This is a genomic window from Teredinibacter turnerae T7901, assembly GCF_000023025.1.
GTDB classification, from domain to species: domain Bacteria; phylum Pseudomonadota; class Gammaproteobacteria; order Pseudomonadales; family Cellvibrionaceae; genus Teredinibacter; species Teredinibacter turnerae_B.
Map to the genome: position 1 here is coordinate 1,167,626 of NC_012997.1, position 19,297 is coordinate 1,186,922.

Here is a 19,297-nt window from a genome sequence, read left to right on the forward strand (position 1 = left end):
CTATTTTGAGCGATGCAGAATGGCATGAAAATGGCTCAATCTGCACGAACGGAATATTTTAAATGTGCTTGTCAAAAGTTTGACAGGGCAGCAAAAAACTTAAAAAACTTCAGATCACTACATGTATTTAGGTGGAGACTATTATGACCAACAAACAATCTGGCTTTACGCTTATCGAACTCATTGCCGTGCTGGTAATTCTGGGTATTTTGGCGGCCACGGCGATTCCTCGTTTTGTGGATCTGTCTGACGCTGCACAACAGGCAGCAACTGACAGTATTGCGGGTAGCCTTGAAAGCGCTTCCGCACTCAATCATGCCGTCGACATCGCCGCCGAAGCAGGTTTAACCAGTGAAACCGTAGTTGGCGTTGCCAATTGTACTGACACCGAAAATCTGCTCTCTGATGCTTTGCCAGCGGAATATACCATCACCGCTGCGACTATTGCCGATAAAGCATCTGTTGCCTGCACCCTGAGCTATATGGTCGATGGCTCTGCAGTAGCGACTGCAACCTTCCAAGCCATTGGTGCGCAGTAATTATCGAAAGCCTATGAGGAGCAACGGATTCAGTTTGGTTGAGCTCGTTGCCATTCTCGTTATCGTCGGGGTTATTGCGGCGGCGACTGTTCGCAGCCGCAGCCCCACGACTAGCATGGAATTACAAGCCGGTCGCGATTCCCTGGTTGCAGCCATGCATTCCGCGCAGCAAATTGCCATGACTCGTGCGCACAATACGGTTTTAATTGCCGGTACCACTATTGACCTACGTATGGATACCGATGGCGATGGCGAGTTTTCCGATGAGACAAGCTTGGCTTACGCCGGTGTCACTTACCCTGTTTCTTTTCCCGCAGGTGTTGTTCTTTCCTCTGGGTGTGGCGCGTCACCCGTTTCATTTGTATTTAATCGTTTAGGGCAAACATCAGGTTGCCGTCTCACTTTGGCTAAGGCGGCTGGATCTGTCGCGATAGAAGTCGCAGCATCCGGTTTTGTGCGGTAATTTAAGATGCCTAGCCACCACACTGCCTCCATCCCGCCAGCGCTAGAGCGCGGTATTACTCTTATCGAAACAATTGTTTTTTTGGTCGTAATTGCAATTTCTCTTACCGCGCTCGCGATGGTCTTTGATCAGAGAATGAGCCACGAAAGTTCAGTGAATGCTGCGGTCCGGCTGCGTGCGCTCGAGATGGCGCAGGCGAAGCTTGATGAAATTCTCGCACGTAAATTTGATGAGAACACGCCACCGGGCGGTATTCCCGCTTGTGGGTCAGCCAATGGGCCCGTATGCGCGGGTATCGTGCCGGACAATGATTTTGACGATGTGGGGGACTACGACGGTTACAACGAATCTAACGGAGCCCACGCACTTTCTGTGAATGTGGTTGAAGCAGGCAGTGACTTTGGGCAGGCCAATAATCTCGTAAGACGAATTACAGTAACGGTATCCGTTCCGGGTGGTTCGCCACTCGTACTGGCGGCTTACCGCGTGAACTTTTGATTTTATGGTTATGCGTCGCCGAATAATTCAGCGCGACTATGGGTTTACCCTGGTCGAGTTAATTGCGGTTATTGTCATCATCGCGATAGTCGCTGGTATAGGTACGTCGTTTGTCGTTAGTTCAGTGAATACCTATAAAAAGATGGAGATTCGAGAAAAGCTGGTTGCGCGTGGGCGCGCAAGCGTCGAGCAGATGGTACGCCAGATTCGTATCGCCGCGCCTAATACAACGCGGGTGAGTGCTTCTGGTAATTGTGTTGAATTTATGCCATTGGTGGCGGGCGTCGCATATTACGATGAGCTGCCCGACCAAGCCAATGGTGCACCGGCAATATCGGCTATCTCAACCTCGTCATTGAATGCAGGCTTGGGAACCATGGTCTATGTGCTGGTTGGCTCGCTCAGTTCAGCAGAGGTCTACAGCAACGCCGGGGTACGCGTTGGTTTAGCCTCTGTGGTTGCGGGCGGTGGTGGTTCAACTATTAATTTATCCGGGGCCACACGGTTTTTGCGAAATTCGCCGCAACATCGCCTTTACATCGCAGACGCACCCAAGCGATTTTGCATCATCGGTACCGATTTGGCGGAATATCGCAATTACACGTTTACCACCTCTGCCTTAACGGATGCCATGCCGGCAGACGCGACCCGTGTGCTATTGGCGGACAATGTGGCTGCAGGCGTGAGGGCTTTTTCGCTTTCCAGCGGTGGAGTTGATCGCAATGTTGCCCTATTGATCGATCTGGTTTTTAGCGAGCGCGGCGAGCAGGTGGCGCTTAACCAGGAGGTTTTAATCCGCAATGTTCCATAAGGGTCAACAGGGATTTCTGATGCCGCTGGCACTGATGTTGGTGGTGGGAATTTCTGTATTGGCAATTGCTGTCAGCCGATTGAGCGGTCAGTCCACCACCAGTATTACTCTGGAGGAAATGTCCGCGCGGGCATTTTACGCGGCTGAAAGCGGTGGTCAGCTAGCGGTGGGTTACCTGTATTTAAATGCGAGTGATCGCGCGCAAACAGACCAGCACTGTAACGATTTAAATGGCTTTCCGGTAATTAATTTATTTCCTAGCGGTTTGACCGGCTGCCGCACTCGTTTTTCCTGCTCGGCCAGCGCCAATCCAGCGAACACCGCGAGCTTCTATACCATTTCCAGTCAGGGTGTCTGTGGGAGTGGGGATTTTACGGCAGAACGTAACATCCAAGTTACAACGGTGATGCGCTAGCGAGTTTCTAGTATGTTAAGCACTTGTCTTCGAATTGTTTTCGTCATAATTTTATCCTTGGGTTGGGGTTTAGCTCGGGCGCAGGTTTGTGACGGGGTGTTCGATGGGGCCGCGCAAAACAGTAGCAATAACGGCAATGTCACTATTCAGTGGCAGTCGCGCTTGATTAATACGCCGGGAAATGTCGTACGTACCCGAAACTTGAACGATTACGCTGGACCTAATTACAGTTGTAACGGTGTGTCCTGTACTGCCACCAATACTATTGTTGCTGACATAGACCGCGCAGTGACGGCCGGAGGTCCAAGTGGAACCGTTAATGCCAATGGATATCTCAATCCCGGGTCTTACGGCGATGTTACAGTGGGCAACGGTTATACCCTTTATCTGTTGCCCGGTGAATACGAATTTACCAGTCTTACCGTCAACTGGACAGCGCGATTGGCGCTCTATCAAGCGGGTAGCACCCGTGTCTATATTCGCAATAATTTGACGACGAATTACACATCGGCGATTAATACCGTGGGTGGTAACGACAGAAGGTTACTGATTTACGCGCGCGGGAACGTGGAGCTTTCCTCCAATACCACGAGCCGGGCACTCATATATGCGCGTGGTAATATCAATATGCAGAGCGGGGCAGCGCTTACAGGAGCGTTGACTGCAAATGGCCAGATCGCGCTAAACAGTTCCTCAACCGTGACGTATAACGCCGATATCGTTAACCAAACCAACTATGGTGATTTTTGTACGCCTGCTTATACCACGCCTAATCTTGTCGGTGAGTGGCGGCTGGATGAATTGCAATGGCAGGGAATCGCTAATGAAGTGGTCGATTACTCAGGCAATAATCTTCACGGGCGCGCGGTTAGCTACAATGGGTTGCCGGAAACCTTGCTTACGAATCCGGTTCAGGCTGGTGATCCAGGCACCTGTCGGTACGGCGCATTCGATGGCAATACCGATGGCTATGTGCAGATTAATGATCCAGGTAATAACTCGATTTTGGATTTGGATACCTATTCGGTAACCGCATGGGTGTACGCGCGTACCAACGCGGTTACCGATACGTTAATGACTATTGTATCCAAGGATGAAAATTACGAATTTCATATTAACCAACAGGGGCGTCTGTACTGGTGGTGGGGGGGAGGCGCTCAGGAGCTCACATCGACCATCGCAGTGCCACTTAACAGCTGGCATCATATTGCGGTGACCTATGCCCCAGGGCAACAAATTATTTATATTGATGGGGTCGTGCGTGGAACTTCAGCCAACACCTCGGCAGTCATAAAAAATAATGACCCTTTTTATATAGGCGAAGACCTGGATTTTCCATCGCGCATGTTTAACGGGTTTATCGACGAAGTACGTATTTATGATGGTGCACTAAATGCAGCAGACGTCAGTACGGTGATGAATGAAACGCATCCGTGTATTGCGGAAAATAGTTTGGACCATTTTGAAATTATTCCCAACGCGACAAATGCCAGCACCTGTTCACCGAACGCAGTGACTATTACCGCAAAAAATGATCGCGATGAAACTTTGGAGGACTATACCGGCACGATAGAAATTACCACGTCATCGAACAATGGACGCTGGAGTGCAAACAGTATTCAAGGTGAACTTACCGCGAGCAATGACGATTCTGGTACGGCGACATACCGCTTCGCCGCAGACGAGTCGGATGCCGGATCGATCGTTCTGGATCTTGCCAACCAGCACGCAGAAAGCCTTACTGTAACGGCAACGGACGTTACTACGGGGATTGGCTCAAGCTCAGTGCCAATTATTTTCAGAGACAACGCGTTTGTTGTTTCGTTGACGGATACTCTGGCAGATGATGTGATTGTTGGACGCGACCATTTGTTTCAATTAGCCATGTATACCCGTGAACCTGGCGGCGGCAACTGTGCAATAGCAACCGACTACAGCGCATCAACCATAAAAGTTTGGTTGGAACGATCCGCGAATGATCCAGGTGGTTTGGCGCCGGCCGTGGTTAACAGTTCTAACGGTGCGATATCCCTGCCTGACGGCGAACCTGGATTCGCTAACGTGACCTTCCCGATTGAAGCGGGAGTCGCAGAGTTTAGATTGCGCACTTCCGACACAGGTGAATATCGCCTTCAGTTCAGTGACGACAGCGGAAGCTTCGCGACGGATGCCATCGTCGGCTCTAGCGCGCTGCTAGTCGCCAGGCCGTTTGCGGTGGACATTCAAGTTGCGGGAAATTCCGGTGCGGCGGATGCATTCGGCAATGTCTTTACCACTGCGGGAGCAAACTTCCCGGCCACGTTACGCGCCGTCGCCTGGCAAGCTGCCGATGATCAGAATAATGACGGCATTGCTGATGGTCACAGTGACAACCTGCCTTTAAATAATGTGAATCTCACAGACAATCCAGGCGTCGCGCATTTTGCTGGGGAAGCGCTCCGTTTGAGCGTGAACTATGCTGATCCGGCGCCGGGCGTACTCAGCGGTGATTTAACGCCTTCAATGGTCAATGGCGAGTTGGGCATTACACTGAATTACAGTGAGGTGGGTGTAATCGAAATTGCTGCTGAAATTGACGATGGTAATTTTTTGAGTGCATCCGCAGCGCGCAGCCAAAAAATTCAAGGGCGTTCCGGTAATGTCGGTCGTTTCGTGCCGGATCATTTCGATGTCGCAAATGCGGCACTCCTGCCCGGCTGTAACGCCTTTAGCTACATGGGGCAGAATTTTAACAGCCGCTATGTACTTCAAGCGATGAGTGCGGCTAGCCAGCCCACCCGAAATTACAATGGTAGCTATGCAAAATTGAATGCAGCTAACCTGGACTACGTGGCGCAATCAGGTGGCAACGATCTGAGCGCGCGCCTGGAAATAGACTCGTTGGCGCCAGCCTGGGTCAATGGCGAATGGACGTTAGATCAGGTGTCACGAATCGCACGCAGTGCCGCAGTGGATGGCCCTTTCAATAACGTCACATTGGCCGTAAGGGCAACCGATAGCGACGGCATAGGTTTGCGCGCGGCAATTCTTAATGTGGACAGTGATAGCGACGGCGCTAACGATCATTTTGCGCTGGGAAGCCAGCTAGTAGTCTATGGTCGCTTGCGACTGGACAGCGCGATTGGGTCCGAATTGGCGGATTTGCCCATTACTTTTCTCAGTGAGTTCTGGAACGGCGCCAGTTGGCAGCAAAGCTCGGCTGACAGTTGCACTGCGATTGGTCTGGGCGATATTAGCTACCCGAATGGCGCTATCAGCCAGGAGGTAAATCGAACTATCACTCTCGGTAGCGGCTCTACAACCGGGATGTATGGCAATATCGATAGCGCAAACGGTACTGTGCTGTTTAGCGGAGGAGATGCGGGTCACCGTTTTACCGCACCAGGCGCAGGGAATACTGGCAGTTTCGATGTGCAAACCGACTTAAGCAATTACCCCTGGCTTAGATTCGACTGGAATAAAGATGGTGTTCCTGATCCCACTTTGCCACCGGCAACCTTTGTTTTTGGCGCCTACCGTGGACACGACCGTATTATCTATTGGCGGGAAACGTTGCAATAGCTATAGATTTATGTAACCCGCCTGTGAATATTACTCCGTAACAATAAATCTACATCTTGCGTTCGCAAAGGGCGTTGTATTACCAGCCTATGATCCTTTAACGCAGGTATCTCGCCACTATTCCCTTACGGGTAGAAAAGACGGGATAGCCGACATCTTTTGCTAGACTCAAAAATAACCACCTCGAATAAGTCATGATCTAAAGCCGCCTAATGGTACAGGGATTGTGTCTACAACGAAGTTATTTATATGAGCGCGAACCGTGAAAATCTTGCCATCGGCGTCTACGCCCCATTGCTTGGTGGCTTCTACTTTGGCGAATTGATAGGGCAAATACGCCAGTCCTGTGTCATTAAAGGACACGAACTTACGGTAATCGATACTCAGGGGTTCGGCTCTTACAATTTGGAGTTTGCCACTCACGGTTTTGACATTGTCATTCTTCTGCGCAATGCGGTTCATCCCGATTTTGTAAAGCGGTTGCAAGCGGCGGGCAAAACGGTAGTGTCTGTTGCCTTTGATTATTTTCCTCTAAAAGTGCCCGTTGTTGGCTGTGACAATGAACAGGCCGCAAAACTTGCTTGCGAATACCTCTACGAACGTGGGCATCGCAACCTGACTTTTGTCGGAGAACTCGGGCAGTTTGACATACGCAAACGCTACGAAGCTTTCTGTGAATTTTGCGAAACCCACAATATTGCGCTTGGTGAAGAGCATATTTTTTCGGTGAAAGATTCGCTTTTTTCTGGTGGGCAGCAGGCGGCGGTAAAATTGGTTAAAAGCTCGAATCGCAGCTCTGGAATCATTTGCGGATCGTGTTTGACTGCCGTGGGCTTTATCCGAAAATTAAAATACCTGAAACCGGATCTTATTGATGGCGTTGAGGTGGTTAGTTTCGACGCCTTTTCTGTTATTCCTTTTGCGGCAAACAGTGTTACTACGGTCGATCAAAACCTGCATTTAATCGCGTATTCCGCTGTGTCTATCGCGGAAACGGTGCACGCTGGCGGGTCCGCGCCGTCATCAACATTCGTACAACCGAAGCTGATCGAAAAGGAAAGTGATCTGATGCAGAGTGAGAGTGGGTACCTGGCGACATCCGTTGAGCTAGACGCTTTCTACGATGCTAATTATATGAAATCGCTGATGGTCAATATGCACGAGTGGCCGCGGGAAATTGCAGTAAGCAAACTTACCGATTTAATGATGCTTGAACCTCTGTTTGTGGATTATTTGCAGGTGGCGATATTTTCCAAGCTGGTGAAAAATTCAAGTGGTGACGAAAAGCTGAAAATCCTTCGCGTTTTGTTCGCCAACTATAACTCGGGTCAGAGTGAGGGGCTGCTGGGAGCGAGCGTGGGTTTGGCGCGCTTTAATTCGGTAGTACAAACCGAGGAGGGGCAGGACTTTTCACGTGTTATCCATATCCCGATTTACAATCAAGAACGAATTGTTGCCATCTTCAGCGTGTTTGGTGAAGAGCCCGCTTCCGGAACCCGTGCAAGTTTTATGGGGTTGTGCGGTTATTTGAACTCCATTGCGGATGCTCTGCTACAGGAATTGCGCGAGACCGACAAACAACCTGGGCGCCAGGAAATTGCTGCGCCGCCAGAACAGGCGCTGGAAGAGGGCACTGTTGTTTGGGAGCGCCGTGAGCTGACATCGACCTGGGACGATACTGCCCTTGCCATGCTTGGATTGCACACGGAATTGGAACGCAGTATTTACCGTCACATGGATATCACGGACCGTGTTGAACCGGGGGAGTCGAGTCAATTGCGCAGCCAGCTACAGGCGGTAAAATCTGTTGGCGAACGCCTGTATATTCGTTTGCGCCACAAAGATAAATCGTACAGCATGTTTGAATTGCGCTGTCATGCGGATCCAGAGGCTCAGCAAGTACAATTCAAATTATCCCATTGGGCGGGCGATGTTTAATCAGTTGATGGGCATTCTCAATGGCATCGGCGCCGACTCGCTGGTCTCACTGCTATTGCTGGGCCTTATCTGCAGTATTTTTCTAAATTTGTACGCATTTCATTCGCTCCGCTCCCACGAGAGCCTGCTGCCAGGCGGAAAGCGCTTTGCCGCTGTGGTCAAGAAATTTCTAATAAATCAGCAGACAAAAACCAGTTTGCAAACCAAGGCAAAGCGTTTAAGCCCACAAGCGCGCAGCGCTATGAAATTGCGCGAAGCATATCTGGCTATCGAAATAAAATGTATAGAGCGCGGCTTGGATACAGACGAATATTGGAACCTGCTACATTCTCGTTTAATAAAACTGATGAATATTTTCTCGCCCAAGGAAGTGCTGTCGCCATTACGATTTATTGAAGAAAAGGTGGCACTCATTCATCGTGAACTAGAGCTTGCGCCAGATACTGTACGTAAAAAAGATGTGAAAGCCAGTTTGGACAAGCTGTATCTGGCCTGTGTTGAAAACGAATTTAATCCGGACAAAATAGAAAAAATTAACGATAAGCTAAGCGCACTCTTTTTTAATCTGCGCAGTGCTAATTATCGCCAGGCAGCAGGCCGGGTTGAGCTTACTGCGAACCACGCCAAGCAAGGTAAAAGTTTAACTCAACAACTGGACTCGACCGCGAATGCAGTGATGGCTCACACCAAGGATATGCAGGATGCCGGAGGTGAGCATGAATCGCTGGCGAAGATTCATGATTATTCTTCTCAAATTGCCTCCAGCGCGGGCAATCTGGGTGAAAATTACGACGATTTACACAGCCGTGTCGAGGGTATGGGAGAAAGGCTGGCTGCATCGACAAACGAATCTGAGGTGCATGGGGTTGATCGGGATCTAATTGATCTGTCCGATGAAATGGTCGAAGCGAGCGAGCGTGAAATTGAGCGTCTAAAGGCGTTGGTTGCGGAAAAGCGCACGATCATTCGAGAACTGGAGGAGCAATTGGCTAGCGGCGCCGGTCTGTCGGGTGATGATGACTTAGATCCTGATGGAACTTCCGGCGGGCCTGCAGGCGTCAGCGAAGAGGATATGAATCTGCTGCGTAAAAATCTACGGGAGTCTGAGCAGTGCATTGAAATGTTGGAGTATGAACTGGATTTGCTCAAACAGAAGTCTGACCATTTGGACGCTGAAGATCCCGGTGTTTCTGAAGAAACATTAGCCATGTTGCAACAGAGCCTCGACAAGGCTCACGAGGAAATTGCAAATTATCAAAATGTGCTGAATCGAAAGGAGATGATTTTTTCTTTTTTGCGCGAGTCTGTCGATTCCAGTTCACTGGCGGACGCGGGTATTTTTTTCTATCAGTGTTTGAAAGATCTTGGCTATGCCAATGAACTGCTTATTAATGCAGACGGTAAAAAAATGGAGCTAAATGAGAAAGGTTCGTTGGCGGTGAGCCAAAAGCTGCTGATAGAAAATATGCGTGTGGGTGAATTTAACTCCAGTGAACGCGATAAAAAAGTGGTGGCACGCTACGCGAATTTTGGCGGAGTTTTACGCAAAGATGACGGCAGCGCTTTTACGCAGGAAGAAAAGCAGACACTCTCCGATTTGTTCGTAATTTGCGACAAGATATTTGCCCGCATAAAAATGACGGATGCGCAATCGTCCCAGCGACGAGAAGTGGCTAAGCTCGTTAACGGGTATAAATATATGGTAAGCGAGATGGATGATATGATAGATGGGCTGATTAAAAAAATTAAAGGCGAAGTCTCCAGCAGTTTCCGCCAGGTGGAGGATGTCGGCCGTAGCGCCGGGTTGCAGGCGCGGGTCATTGCCGCAATAAAGTCGCTGGAAGATGAGTTACAGGCTGACCTGGCGGGTGAGAGCCGGGTTAAAATCCGCTTGCGGAAATCTCAACTGGAGTTTCTGAAAAACCTGGAGGATCTCGAAAGCTAAACGTCGGCCCTCCAAAACAGGGTTACATATTCACCCAGCTGTTCAGGGCTGGAACTTTGAAAGCCTGCCCTTGATATTTCAAAATAATGCCGTCCCGCAAAATCATTTCCAGCACCAGGCCCTGTTCCAGGGTATCGCCGCGACGGCGGGTGGTTCCATTGATCACTACACTGGCGTCTTGTAGCGACTGGTAGTTGTGTGCGGAGTAGTTCAACGTGGGAATTTTCTGTTGCACAGTCCAGGGCAAGCTGCGAATCGACCCAAGTTCTGTGAAATTTGCCAGAGTGGGTTCACTGTTCGCCGGCGCGGATTCTTTCGGCGCTGGCGCAGCTGAAGAGAGGCTGGCCGCTGTTGCTGTAACCGGCGGTGTTTCTGTTTTTGGCGCGGGTGTGGGCGTCGCCTTGGTATAGAGTGCGGCGACTTGTTGGGCTTTTTCCGCAGAGCTCTCCGGGCTCATTTGTTGCGAGGGTCTGGCATTGTTGTATTGAGCCGCAATCGCTTTTTGCACGGTGGCTGCATTAACATCTCTGGCGGCGCGCGCTGCTGTATTATCGTCAGTTGCAGCAGGTTGTTTTTTCAGCACTGGGCGAGCGACAGATTGTGCAAGTTCGGCAGGCGCTACTGCTGGCACCGCCTGTTTCCCTGCGGGGGCTTGCGCAGCTTCAACTGTTGCTTTCGCAGGCGCTGGTTTTTCTATCTCGGCGCGGGGTTGCTCTGGCGCGGTTGTATTCGTCAGTGTGGTACTCGCTGAGGCAGGGGGTTGTTCGCGGTAATTCCAATAGAGGGTTGCCGCGGCCAGCAACACAAGAATAGCGGCCCCCGCTGCAAAATAGGTAACTGAGCGACGATGCTCGCTTTCGGCTTGTTCGCCGACATCCTGTGGTGGTATTTCATCCGCAGCGAGTTTGCTTTGCCGTTCGCGATCGGCTTTGTCGAGTGCGTCTAGAATTAAAGACATAATTTATTTAATCCAGGCTTCGCAGGGTCTGGTCGATCCCCAATACTTCGTTAACTTTCATCAGGGTGCGGGCACCTATAATGCCGTCGTCCTCCAGCCCGTGAGTTCGCTGGAATATTTTCACCCGCTCGCGCAGGTTTGCGTTAAACCTGTCATCTGTTAGTGGCGAAGGTCGCTCATCCAACAGTGCAAATTGTTTTGCCAGCCAGCCGATCGCCGGATTTTTCTGCCCCATCACCAAAGGCTCGCTAAAACCTTCCGGGCGAGTCCACAGGTACATGATGCGTCCGGTCCACAGAGGTCCAAGTTCCGATAGTGGAACACGAATGGCGCGGCCTTCGCTATCGAGCAGTTCAGCTTCGGTGCTATTCAGCCCGACAATTACGGCGTGAGATGCAAATCTTGCGGGCGTTATGAGAATCAGCACCGCGGGACGGTTAATTTCCTGCAGTGTCGGCCAGGTTTCTACAGATTCTTTGGCGCATTCGATATTTTTGTCGGCGAGCTCCCAACAGGGGTGGGTGTCGTAATCGATACGGAAACCTAAAAATTGCACCAACCGCGCCTGGGCCTGCGTGTAGCTGGCAATCAGGTAACTGGGGGTGGCGGCGCGCGCGCTGGAGGCTGCCTCGGGCTCGGGTAGGGGCGATGCGATAATCGGCGTCGGCTCAGGGGCTGGTGTTGGTGTAGCCGCTGGCACTGGCGCGATAACTTTAGCTGGTGTAGTTGCTATGGGCACCTGCACTGGGGCGCGCAACAACCATACGCCAATTGCGATAATCGCGAGCAGAGTTAGTGCCGCCCCACCTGCGGCAAGCAAGCGGGGGTCGACTCTGCTGTGATGATGCTGATGCCCCGGCAAGCTGCCAGCGACTTCAGCGCAAGCCAGGTTGAACGTTGGCAGGTCTACGGTGGATTTGTTATGGCCGTAAGCACCGATGAGTGCCCGCTCGCATACAATGTTTATGAGCCTAGGAATACCGCCAGTGAATTGGTGAATCCTGCGAACAATTTTCCCTGGAAACGGGTTGCGACCATCTGGCAAGCCAGCCACATCGAGTCGGTGGGCGATATACGCCTGGGTTTCGAGGAGGGTAAGGGGTTGCAGGTGAAATCGTGCGGTAATGCGCTGCGATAACTGGCGCAAGCGTGGCTGAGCGAGTGTTTCATTGAGCTCGGGCTGCCCTACCAGAATTATCTGCAACAATTTTTGGGTTGTGGTTTCCAGGTTGGTGAGCAGACGTATTTGTTCCAGTGCTTCGGCACTCAGGCGCTGGGCCTCGTCGATTAACAGCACGGTATTGCGACCGTTGCGGTGATTTTCCAGCAGGAACCGATTGAGCGAGTCCACTAACGGCTTCTGACCCAAGGCCGACTTGTCATAGGGCGCACCCAGTTCATCGCAAATGGTGCACAGCATTTGGACTGCATCGTCCATGGGGTTCATGACAATAGCGACATCGGTGGCGTCGGGCAGGCGTTCGAGTAAGCAGCGAATTATCGTTGTCTTCCCGGTGCCCACTTCGCCACTAAGCAGCACAAAGCCGCCGCCCTTAACGCCGTAGAGCAGGTGTGCCAGTGCTTCTTTGTGCTGTTGGCTCATGTACAGATAGCGTGGATTTACCGCAATTGAAAACGCTTGTTCCTGTAGGCCGAAGTGGTTGTGATACATCGCTGAATTTTGTTTGGTTTGATTTTATCGGTTCTGTGTATACGCCAAAATCGGCATAATAACGCGTTTTAACACATGCGACTATTTCGTGCTTTTTGATTCGGGAACCCATCGATGGAAATGAACATCACCACCCCCGGGCTACTATTCCCCGCTATTTCCCTGCTTTTACTCGCCTATACGAATCGCTTCGTGACTCTGGCAAGTGTGATTCGCCAGTTGAGCAAACTGGAGGATCGCAATGCCGATGATATCGCCCGCCGACAAATAAGTAGTTTGCGCAAGAGAATTCAAATTATCCGCTGGATGCAGGTTTTTGGTGTCACCGCGTTCTTATTCTGTACGCTATCTACATTTGCCTTGTTTGTTCACTTACAACTGGTGGGCAAAATTTTATTTGGTGTTAGCGTCATATTTTTATCGGTTTCGCTCTTGTTCTCTCTTTGGGAAGTGCAGATCTCGACAGATGCCATCAATATTGAAATCGAACGCTTGGACCGCTGATTTTCAGGCCGGTTTCATTTCCTGCCAGCCTGTAAACCGTGGCTCGCGAGAACCGGATTGCCGGGCTTAACGCGCTAAAATCAGAGCGAGGGTACGTTACGCAAACTGATATCCATGGCCAGTTGATTGGCAATATCATCCAGTCGCTCTTCCAGCTCGGTGCGATCCAGCCCCTGCGGAAGCGTTAGTGTGCCCTCCGCTTCAAATAATGGTTCACCACTGTAGGGCATGCTCGACAGACGGGTATCCAGCTTTTCCATGTTAATGCCGTAGTGCGCAAAGGTGTGCGCAACTTCGCGCACAATCCCGGGCCTGTCGGGGCCGACGGCATGGAAAAACAGCGTTTGTTCACTATTGCCAGCAGTCGAACGGCTGTTTTCTACGCGATCGATAAATATGCGAATGTTTTGCGCTGACATGGCTTCCAATTGTGTTACCAGTGCAGATTCGCTATCACTCGCCACCTGCACCTGCACAACACCCGCAAATTTGCCTGCGAGGTGAGCAAGCTGACTTTCGAGCCAATTGCCGTTGTGTTCGGCGATGGTTCTCGCAAGCGCTTCTACTACGCCGGGTTTGTCATCGCTGATAACGGTTAGAATGAGATTTGTATTCATAGTTATTCTGGTTCGCTGGATTAATCACCAACGTGGATTATATCTTTTGCGAGACCAATAAGCGTATTATTTGCGCGCAAAAGTGGTAGAGGCGAGTTTGCATCATGATTATTCCTCCTGAAAGGCTCACAGAAGAAGCCCTGCGCGGCGTGATTGAAGGCTATATTACGCGCGAGGGCACCGATTATGGCGAACATGAACTGTCTCTGGCCGACAAAGTGGAAGCGCTCATGCCGCAAGTTATTATGGGTGAGGTGCTTATCGTGTTCGATGAGGAATCAGAATCTGTGAACCTGGTGAACAAGCGCGATTACCAACCGCCTGCCACAGAAACCGCCTGAACAGTCCGATGTCCGACACCTGCACCCAGTGGGGTGATTTCCCCGTAATAGTCGACACTCCCGCTAGGCCGCGTGCCTTGGTAGTCCTGGCCCATGGCGCCGGGTTGGGGATGGACTCGCCTTTCATGGGGGAAATGGCTAGCGCGCTCGCTGCTGCAGGATTACACGTTGTCCGCTTCGAGTTCCCCTATATGGCACGGCGCCGACGCGGAGAGGGAAAACCACCGCCGAATCGGATGCCGGTGCTGCTGGAGACCTGGAGCGCAATGATTGCCGCTGCCCGGGAGCAAACAACCTTGCCGATTTACGTCGCAGGCAAATCTATGGGCGGTCGTGCCGCGTCGGAGTGGTTGGCCGTGCACTCAGACTCAGCCGTTGCGGGAGGGATCGCTTACGGTTATCCGTTTCACCCCCCCGCTAAACCCGACTCGTTGCGTACTGCGCACCTGAGCGGGCTGCAAAAGCCGTTGTTGATCCTTCAAGGTACCCGCGACCCGTTTGGCAAGCCGCAGGAAGTGACGGGCTATGATTTAGGTGCACATACCAACGTCATGTGGCTAGACTCGGGCGACCACGATTATAAACCGCTAAAAAAATCGGGTCGCACGCAGTTGCAGCTGATTGCAGAGGCGGCAAGCGCCTCCGCGACTTTCGTTCAAACAACATCCCGCTAAAAAATTTTACTGGAGACAATTTTGGAATTGGTAGCGCTCTGCCGTACTGGCTTTGAGAAAGAACTGGCGGCTGAGCTGGTTGATGTAACGGCAACCCACGGAGTACACGGTTACCCCAAAGCACGCGATGGTCAGGGGTATGTGCAATTCGTGGTGGACGACGGTGCTGAATTGCTGCGTTGTATAAATGCCGTCGTGTTCGACGAGCTGGTTTTTGTACGCGACTGGTTTGTCTCCGCTGGCGCAATCAGCGGCTTACCTGCTGATGACCGGGTGAGCCCGTTGCAAAATCAATTTAAGGCGGCGTTCAGTGGTCACATCCAGGAGGTTGCCGATTTGCTCTTTCTGAATGTGGATAGCAACGAGGGTAAAGCCCTGAGCAAGTTAACCCGTGGGGTTGGCAGTCACCTAAAGCGGCAATTGCCACTGGCAAAAGGCTCAGACTGGTTGGGTGTTCTTTTATTGTTGTCTGGCAGTGAAGGATTTATTGGGGTTTGCCCGCGGCGGCAGCGCCCGCGCTGGGCCGGTGGCGTTGCGCGGCTTAAGTTTCCCCGCGAAGCCCCGAGTCGGGCGACTCTGAAGCTCGAAGAAGCATGGCATCACTTTATCCCTGCTAGCGAGTGGGACACGCGTTTGGCCCCGAGTATGAAGGCTGTGGATCTGGGTGCTGCGCCAGGCGGTTGGACTTGGCAGTTGGTGGCGCGCAGTATGTTTGTGGATGCGGTCGATAACGGGCCAATGGCACCAACTTTAATGGAAGGTGGGCAGGTGACGCACCGTCAGGTAGACGGCTTCGCTTACCACCCTCCTAAACCTGTGGACTGGCTTGTTTGCGATATTGCCGACAAGCCTGCACGGGTAGCGGATATGATCGCCAGCTGGGCGGAAAACAGCTGGTTTCGCGAAGCCGTTTTCAATCTCAAATTACCGATGAAACAACGTTACAAAGAAGTCCTGCGTTGCCGCGAGCAAATCGAGCTGCGTTTACTTGCGGCAGGGCGCGATTACAGACTGCGATTTAAGCAGCTGTATCACGATCGTGAGGAAGTCACCGGGCATCTTGAGTTGCGCTGACGTTGCCAAAATGAGCAAGGTTAATTGTCGAGTAAGGTGATCTTTTCTGGCTGTGTCAGTATGGCGTGGACCGGGCTCAAAATTTCAAGACGCTCCGAGCTTTGCAGCCAGCGTTGCCAGCTTTCAAGGCTTTTCCATTTGCACAGCAGGAGACGGTGATTCTCATCGTTTAAGTCGTAGAAGGCCTCACCGGAGATAAACCCGGGCACAGCGTAGGTATGTTGTAGAGCCCGTTTGGCCTGGTCGAGATAGGTGGCAAGTTGTCCTTCGTGAAGGTGACGTTCGATAAGCACATGGATCATAGAGAGGCGCCTTTGTTATGGTTTGGAACACGCGTTGGGGCAATATACTCCAGTTCGTTTTCCCTTTTGGTAAAGGCATATCAACGATTCGTGAATAAATTCTCGTGAACAGAATAAATGGTTTAAAAAATGACACATTCTGATCAAACCTACCAGCATTCCATAGATGCGCGCGGGCTTTTATGCCCTGAACCCGTGATGATGTTACACAATGCGGTGCGAGATGCGGCGTCTGGCGATGTTATTGAGGTTTTGGCAACAGACCCGTCGACGCAGCGGGACATAGCCCGCTTTTGTGAGTTTTTGAGCCATGAGCTGGTGGCGGTCGCTCAGCAGGACGATGAGTACCGGTTTTTGGTGCGCAAGGGTTGATCAGGCGTGAGGTGGCTGCGTGGGGTATGGGTTGTTGCGGCCTCAGTAAGACGATTCTGCTCACGCAGACCTGCGCCACGCCAACGTGACCCGCATGGGACTTTACTATCGTACTTCGAGGTTATTGCGCCGCAAGCGCATTACGCTTGCATAACGGCGCATCGTTGCAGAAGTCAGCGGGAGCCTCCGAAGATCACGGAGTTGTGTGTCGCAGTCAGTAATGACTACTCGGGCTGGTATCAGCCCTGAGAAGACTCTTCGACCAGCAGCGAGATGGCTGCGAGTGCCTCCGGGTCTTGAGATTTGATTTTGTTGGCAATGTGGTGCTGGAAAAAATAGCGGAATTTTTGCTGGGTCTGGGCCGGGTATAAACAGCTATCACCCGGCAGCACAGGCGTGCTTTCCACTTTTTTCTCATCGACCAGCATGCCGCATACAGTTCCGTCGTTGAACAAGCGCCAGCTAACGACTTCCTGTAGCGTCAAGCTGTGCTCGTCACTACCGGAAAGTACAGCGTGGGTGCCGATGGTGTCGGGAATTTCCTGCACCACATCGTACGGATTATCACACTGAACTTCGTAATATTCCGCGGCTGTTTCCAGCTCCACAATTTTGTGGATGGGTGGTTCAAAAAACAATTCATCGATACCGGGGTCGTAATACCCTTCCCAGGCGCCGTTGAGTGGATCTTCGATATCCGGACAGGGCACCAGGTCGTCGAGCCAGGGCACAAGGCCCACAACCTCGCCATTCGCACGGAGTCCCCAGCACAGAATTTTCAAGCTGAAAAATTTGTCCTCGCTGGCTTCATTGGAGTAAAGCATTTCCAGACCGTCGAGTTCGGGGGAGAGACGAATGATGCGGCTGTCGTTAGCCGAAGAGTAGGGCTTCCCTGTGAAGAGATCGATCACGTTATCTGAGTTGTGACCAGGGTTTGAGGTCTTCATAATACCACCTCCAGGTTGAGGTCCAGGCACACCACTATGGCGCTTAGGACACGATGATTTTAAGAACCATCACGATATACAGTATATGCACTTCACTGATAACACAATAGCTTGCTATAGATTTCTTTTAGGTGACTTAGCAACTGCTCGGCTATCTATTTAATTCGACCACAGGCACTCAAGGTAATTCTTTTCATGTCCTGCATCACCACTATTCACAGCGCTGCGGTGCTGGTCGAACTGTTCAATCAATGCTTCCTCGACTCAGAATACAACACCTGCCTGGAAGGCCAAGGTGAAGAACCCATTTACCTGCCGCGAGGCGGCGGGCGCGATGTCAACACGATCGTCTTTACTCAGGATTACTTCTCTAGCGCCTTGCACGAAGTGAGCCACTGGTGCATTGCCGGGCCGCAACGACTCGCGCAAGTGGATTATGGCTACTGGTATGCGCCAGATGGCCGCAGCGCAGCGCAGCAGGCCTTGTTTGAAAAGGTCGAGGTCAAGCCGCAAGCGCTGGAGTGGATATTTCACAAAGCCTGTGCCTGCCGATTCCGCGTCAGTGCCGACAATTTAATGGCGGGAATGGGGGCGTCGTCAGCGTTCAAACGTGCGATTCTGGCGCAAGTACATGCATACTGTGCAACGGGTTTACAGGCGCGCGCGAAACATTTCGCCGCTGCGCTTGCTCGTTATTTTGGTGGCGAAAACTATCTGGATGCCGACGCCTATAGCCCACAGGAACTGGATAGTTTCGCGTGAGTGTTGCCCAGTCCGACACCGTTTACCTGATCGATGCCTCCATTTATATCTTCCGGTATTACTTTTCCCTGCCCGATAATTGGTGGGGCCGAGAGCACCAGCCTACGGCCGCGGTGTATGGGTATGGGCGCTGGCTGTTGCGGTTTCTCAAGGCGGTAAGGCCCAAGTATATTGCTTGTTGTTTTGATGAGAGCCTAACGTCCTGTTTTCGCAACGAGCTATACCCTGGCTACAAAGCCAGTCGTGCGCTACCGGACGAAAGCCTCGCGTTTCAGCTCGCTGCCTGCAAAGGGCTGAGTGCCGCTTATGGCCTTGCAACCTATGCCTCGCCGCGCTTCGAAGCCGACGACCTTATCGCAACTCTGGCAGCGAAAAGCCGCAAGCGGGGTTTGTCGGTATGCGTTGTATCGCGCGATAAGGATCTCAGCCAGATTATTCGCACAGCGCGCGATACGCTCTGGGACTTTCCCGACAGGGAACCTCTGGACAGCGACGCGATTTTTGCGAAATACGGCATATACCCTGAGCAGATGGCAGACTTCCTTGCGCTGGTGGGCGACCCGTCAGACGACATTCCCGGTGTCGCGGGTATCGGCGGGAAAACCGCCGCGGCGCTGTTAGCCGAGTTTGGTAGCTGGCGGGAGATACGCCGCAACTACAATCGCGTTGCAAAATGTGCAATTCGCGGAGCGGCAAAGCTGGGGGATAAGCTCGCTGCCGCTGAGGCGCAGATTGAGCTTTCTCGCCAATTGGCCCGCGTTGCTTCAGACGCGCCGCTAGGGGCCCGATTCCGGGTGACGCGTCGCCCTGTCGACTTGCCCGCGCTGGACACGACTATTGATGAACTGGGTCTTGGGGCGGGATTTCGCACGTCTGTACACTCGGTTTTTAATGAAATTTGATA

The 19,297-nt window shown here is 51.8% G+C and carries 20 protein-coding genes; 15 read left to right on the forward strand and 5 right to left on the reverse strand.

Annotated elements, in window-relative coordinates:
- Window positions 1–143: 143 nt before the first annotated feature.
- The 8 genes from TERTU_RS04910 (at window position 144) to TERTU_RS04945 (ending at window position 10,170) form a co-directional block, all read left to right on the forward strand.
- Window positions 144–539 (forward strand): type II secretion system protein, encoded by a 396-nt coding sequence (locus TERTU_RS04910; protein ID WP_015816779.1) that lies wholly within the window; start codon window positions 144–146, stop codon window positions 537–539.
- Window positions 540–552: 13 nt separating this feature from the next.
- Complete coding sequence (locus tag TERTU_RS04915; RefSeq protein WP_015819658.1) at window positions 553–1,002, forward strand: prepilin-type N-terminal cleavage/methylation domain-containing protein; 450 nt, start codon at window positions 553–555, stop codon at window positions 1,000–1,002.
- Between the two features lie 6 nt (window positions 1,003–1,008).
- Window positions 1,009–1,500 (forward strand): PilV family protein, encoded by a 492-nt coding sequence (locus TERTU_RS04920; RefSeq protein ID WP_015818021.1) that lies wholly within the window; start codon window positions 1,009–1,011, stop codon window positions 1,498–1,500.
- 10 nt (window positions 1,501–1,510) lie between these two features.
- Window positions 1,511–2,311, forward strand: coding sequence for a prepilin-type N-terminal cleavage/methylation domain-containing protein (locus TERTU_RS04925; protein ID WP_228378270.1), 801 nt, complete (start codon window positions 1,511–1,513; stop codon window positions 2,309–2,311).
- Window positions 2,301–2,726 (forward strand): MSHA biogenesis protein MshP, encoded by a 426-nt coding sequence (locus TERTU_RS04930; protein WP_015819194.1) that lies wholly within the window; start codon window positions 2,301–2,303, stop codon window positions 2,724–2,726. Before TERTU_RS04925 ends, TERTU_RS04930 begins: the two co-directional genes overlap by 11 nt.
- 96 nt (window positions 2,727–2,822) lie before the next feature.
- Window positions 2,823–6,287 carry a LamG domain-containing protein gene (locus TERTU_RS04935; protein ID WP_015817545.1) on the forward strand — a complete coding sequence of 1,155 codons (3,465 nt, stop codon included), beginning with the start codon at window positions 2,823–2,825 and terminating at the stop codon, window positions 6,285–6,287.
- Window positions 6,288–6,536: 249 nt separating this feature from the next.
- A complete protein-coding gene (locus TERTU_RS04940) occupies window positions 6,537–8,225 on the forward strand; it encodes a LacI family DNA-binding transcriptional regulator (RefSeq protein ID WP_015818148.1) in 1,689 nt (562 codons plus the stop codon).
- Window positions 8,218–10,170, forward strand: a complete 1,953-nt coding sequence (locus TERTU_RS04945; protein ID WP_015818467.1) for a hypothetical protein — start codon at window positions 8,218–8,220, stop codon at window positions 10,168–10,170. The genes TERTU_RS04940 and TERTU_RS04945 overlap by 8 nt, the downstream gene beginning before the upstream one ends.
- Window positions 10,171–10,192: 22 nt before the next feature.
- Here TERTU_RS04945 and TERTU_RS04950 read toward each other — a convergent pair whose 3' ends face one another.
- Window positions 10,193–11,128, reverse strand: a complete 936-nt coding sequence (locus TERTU_RS04950; protein WP_015819087.1) for a general secretion pathway protein GspB — start codon at window positions 11,126–11,128, stop codon at window positions 10,193–10,195.
- A 7-nt stretch (window positions 11,129–11,135) separates the two neighbouring features.
- Window positions 11,136–12,800 (reverse strand): ExeA family protein, encoded by a 1,665-nt coding sequence (locus TERTU_RS04955; RefSeq protein WP_015819556.1) that lies wholly within the window; start codon window positions 12,798–12,800, stop codon window positions 11,136–11,138.
- A gap of 114 nt (window positions 12,801–12,914) precedes the next feature.
- Between TERTU_RS04955 and TERTU_RS04960 the strand changes: the two genes are divergently transcribed.
- Window positions 12,915–13,304: a DUF2721 domain-containing protein gene (locus TERTU_RS04960; protein WP_015817657.1), complete on the forward strand. Its 390-nt coding sequence runs from the start codon at window positions 12,915–12,917 to the stop codon at window positions 13,302–13,304.
- 80 nt (window positions 13,305–13,384) lie between these two features.
- Here TERTU_RS04960 and TERTU_RS04965 read toward each other — a convergent pair whose 3' ends face one another.
- Window positions 13,385–13,921, reverse strand: a complete 537-nt coding sequence (locus TERTU_RS04965) for a glycine cleavage system transcriptional repressor (RefSeq protein WP_015819984.1) — start codon at window positions 13,919–13,921, stop codon at window positions 13,385–13,387.
- A gap of 104 nt (window positions 13,922–14,025) precedes the next feature.
- On the opposite strand from TERTU_RS04965, the gene TERTU_RS04970 reads away from it, so the two are divergent.
- Genes TERTU_RS04970 through rlmM form a run of 3 tightly spaced genes read left to right on the forward strand, consistent with a single transcriptional unit; the run spans window position 14,026 to window position 16,010 of the window.
- Window positions 14,026–14,262, forward strand: a complete 237-nt coding sequence (locus TERTU_RS04970; RefSeq protein ID WP_015820649.1) for a YheU family protein — start codon at window positions 14,026–14,028, stop codon at window positions 14,260–14,262.
- Window positions 14,263–14,270: 8 nt separating this feature from the next.
- The gene (locus TERTU_RS04975; protein ID WP_015820881.1) at window positions 14,271–14,936 is read left to right on the forward strand and encodes an alpha/beta family hydrolase; all 666 of its coding nucleotides are present in this window, start codon (window positions 14,271–14,273) and stop codon (window positions 14,934–14,936) included.
- A 21-nt stretch (window positions 14,937–14,957) separates the two neighbouring features.
- Window positions 14,958–16,010, forward strand: coding sequence for a 23S rRNA (cytidine(2498)-2'-O)-methyltransferase RlmM (gene rlmM / locus TERTU_RS04980; RefSeq protein WP_015819484.1), 1,053 nt, complete (start codon window positions 14,958–14,960; stop codon window positions 16,008–16,010).
- A gap of 20 nt (window positions 16,011–16,030) precedes the next feature.
- Here the strand turns inward: rlmM and TERTU_RS04985 are convergent, their stop codons facing one another.
- On the reverse strand, window positions 16,031–16,312 hold the full coding sequence (locus tag TERTU_RS04985) for an antibiotic biosynthesis monooxygenase family protein (RefSeq protein ID WP_015819705.1): 282 nt from the start codon (window positions 16,310–16,312) through the stop codon (window positions 16,031–16,033).
- Between the two features lie 129 nt (window positions 16,313–16,441).
- Here TERTU_RS04985 and tusA point away from each other — a divergent pair, with 129 nt between their 5' ends.
- Complete coding sequence (gene tusA, locus TERTU_RS04990; RefSeq protein ID WP_015818330.1) at window positions 16,442–16,684, forward strand: sulfurtransferase TusA; 243 nt, start codon at window positions 16,442–16,444, stop codon at window positions 16,682–16,684.
- 239 nt (window positions 16,685–16,923) lie between these two features.
- On the opposite strand, the gene TERTU_RS04995 is transcribed toward tusA, so the two are convergent.
- The gene (locus tag TERTU_RS04995) at window positions 16,924–17,631 is read right to left on the reverse strand and encodes a hypothetical protein (protein ID WP_015817624.1); all 708 of its coding nucleotides are present in this window, start codon (window positions 17,629–17,631) and stop codon (window positions 16,924–16,926) included.
- Between the two features lie 195 nt (window positions 17,632–17,826).
- Here TERTU_RS04995 and TERTU_RS05000 point away from each other — a divergent pair, with 195 nt between their 5' ends.
- Both TERTU_RS05000 and TERTU_RS05005 read left to right on the forward strand, forming a co-directional pair.
- On the forward strand, window positions 17,827–18,393 hold the full coding sequence (locus tag TERTU_RS05000; RefSeq protein ID WP_015820415.1) for an elongation factor P hydroxylase: 567 nt from the start codon (window positions 17,827–17,829) through the stop codon (window positions 18,391–18,393).
- A complete protein-coding gene (locus tag TERTU_RS05005; protein WP_015817311.1) occupies window positions 18,390–19,295 on the forward strand; it encodes a 5'-3' exonuclease in 906 nt (301 codons plus the stop codon). Before TERTU_RS05000 ends, TERTU_RS05005 begins: the two co-directional genes overlap by 4 nt.
- The last annotated feature ends 2 nt before the right edge of the window (window positions 19,296–19,297 follow it).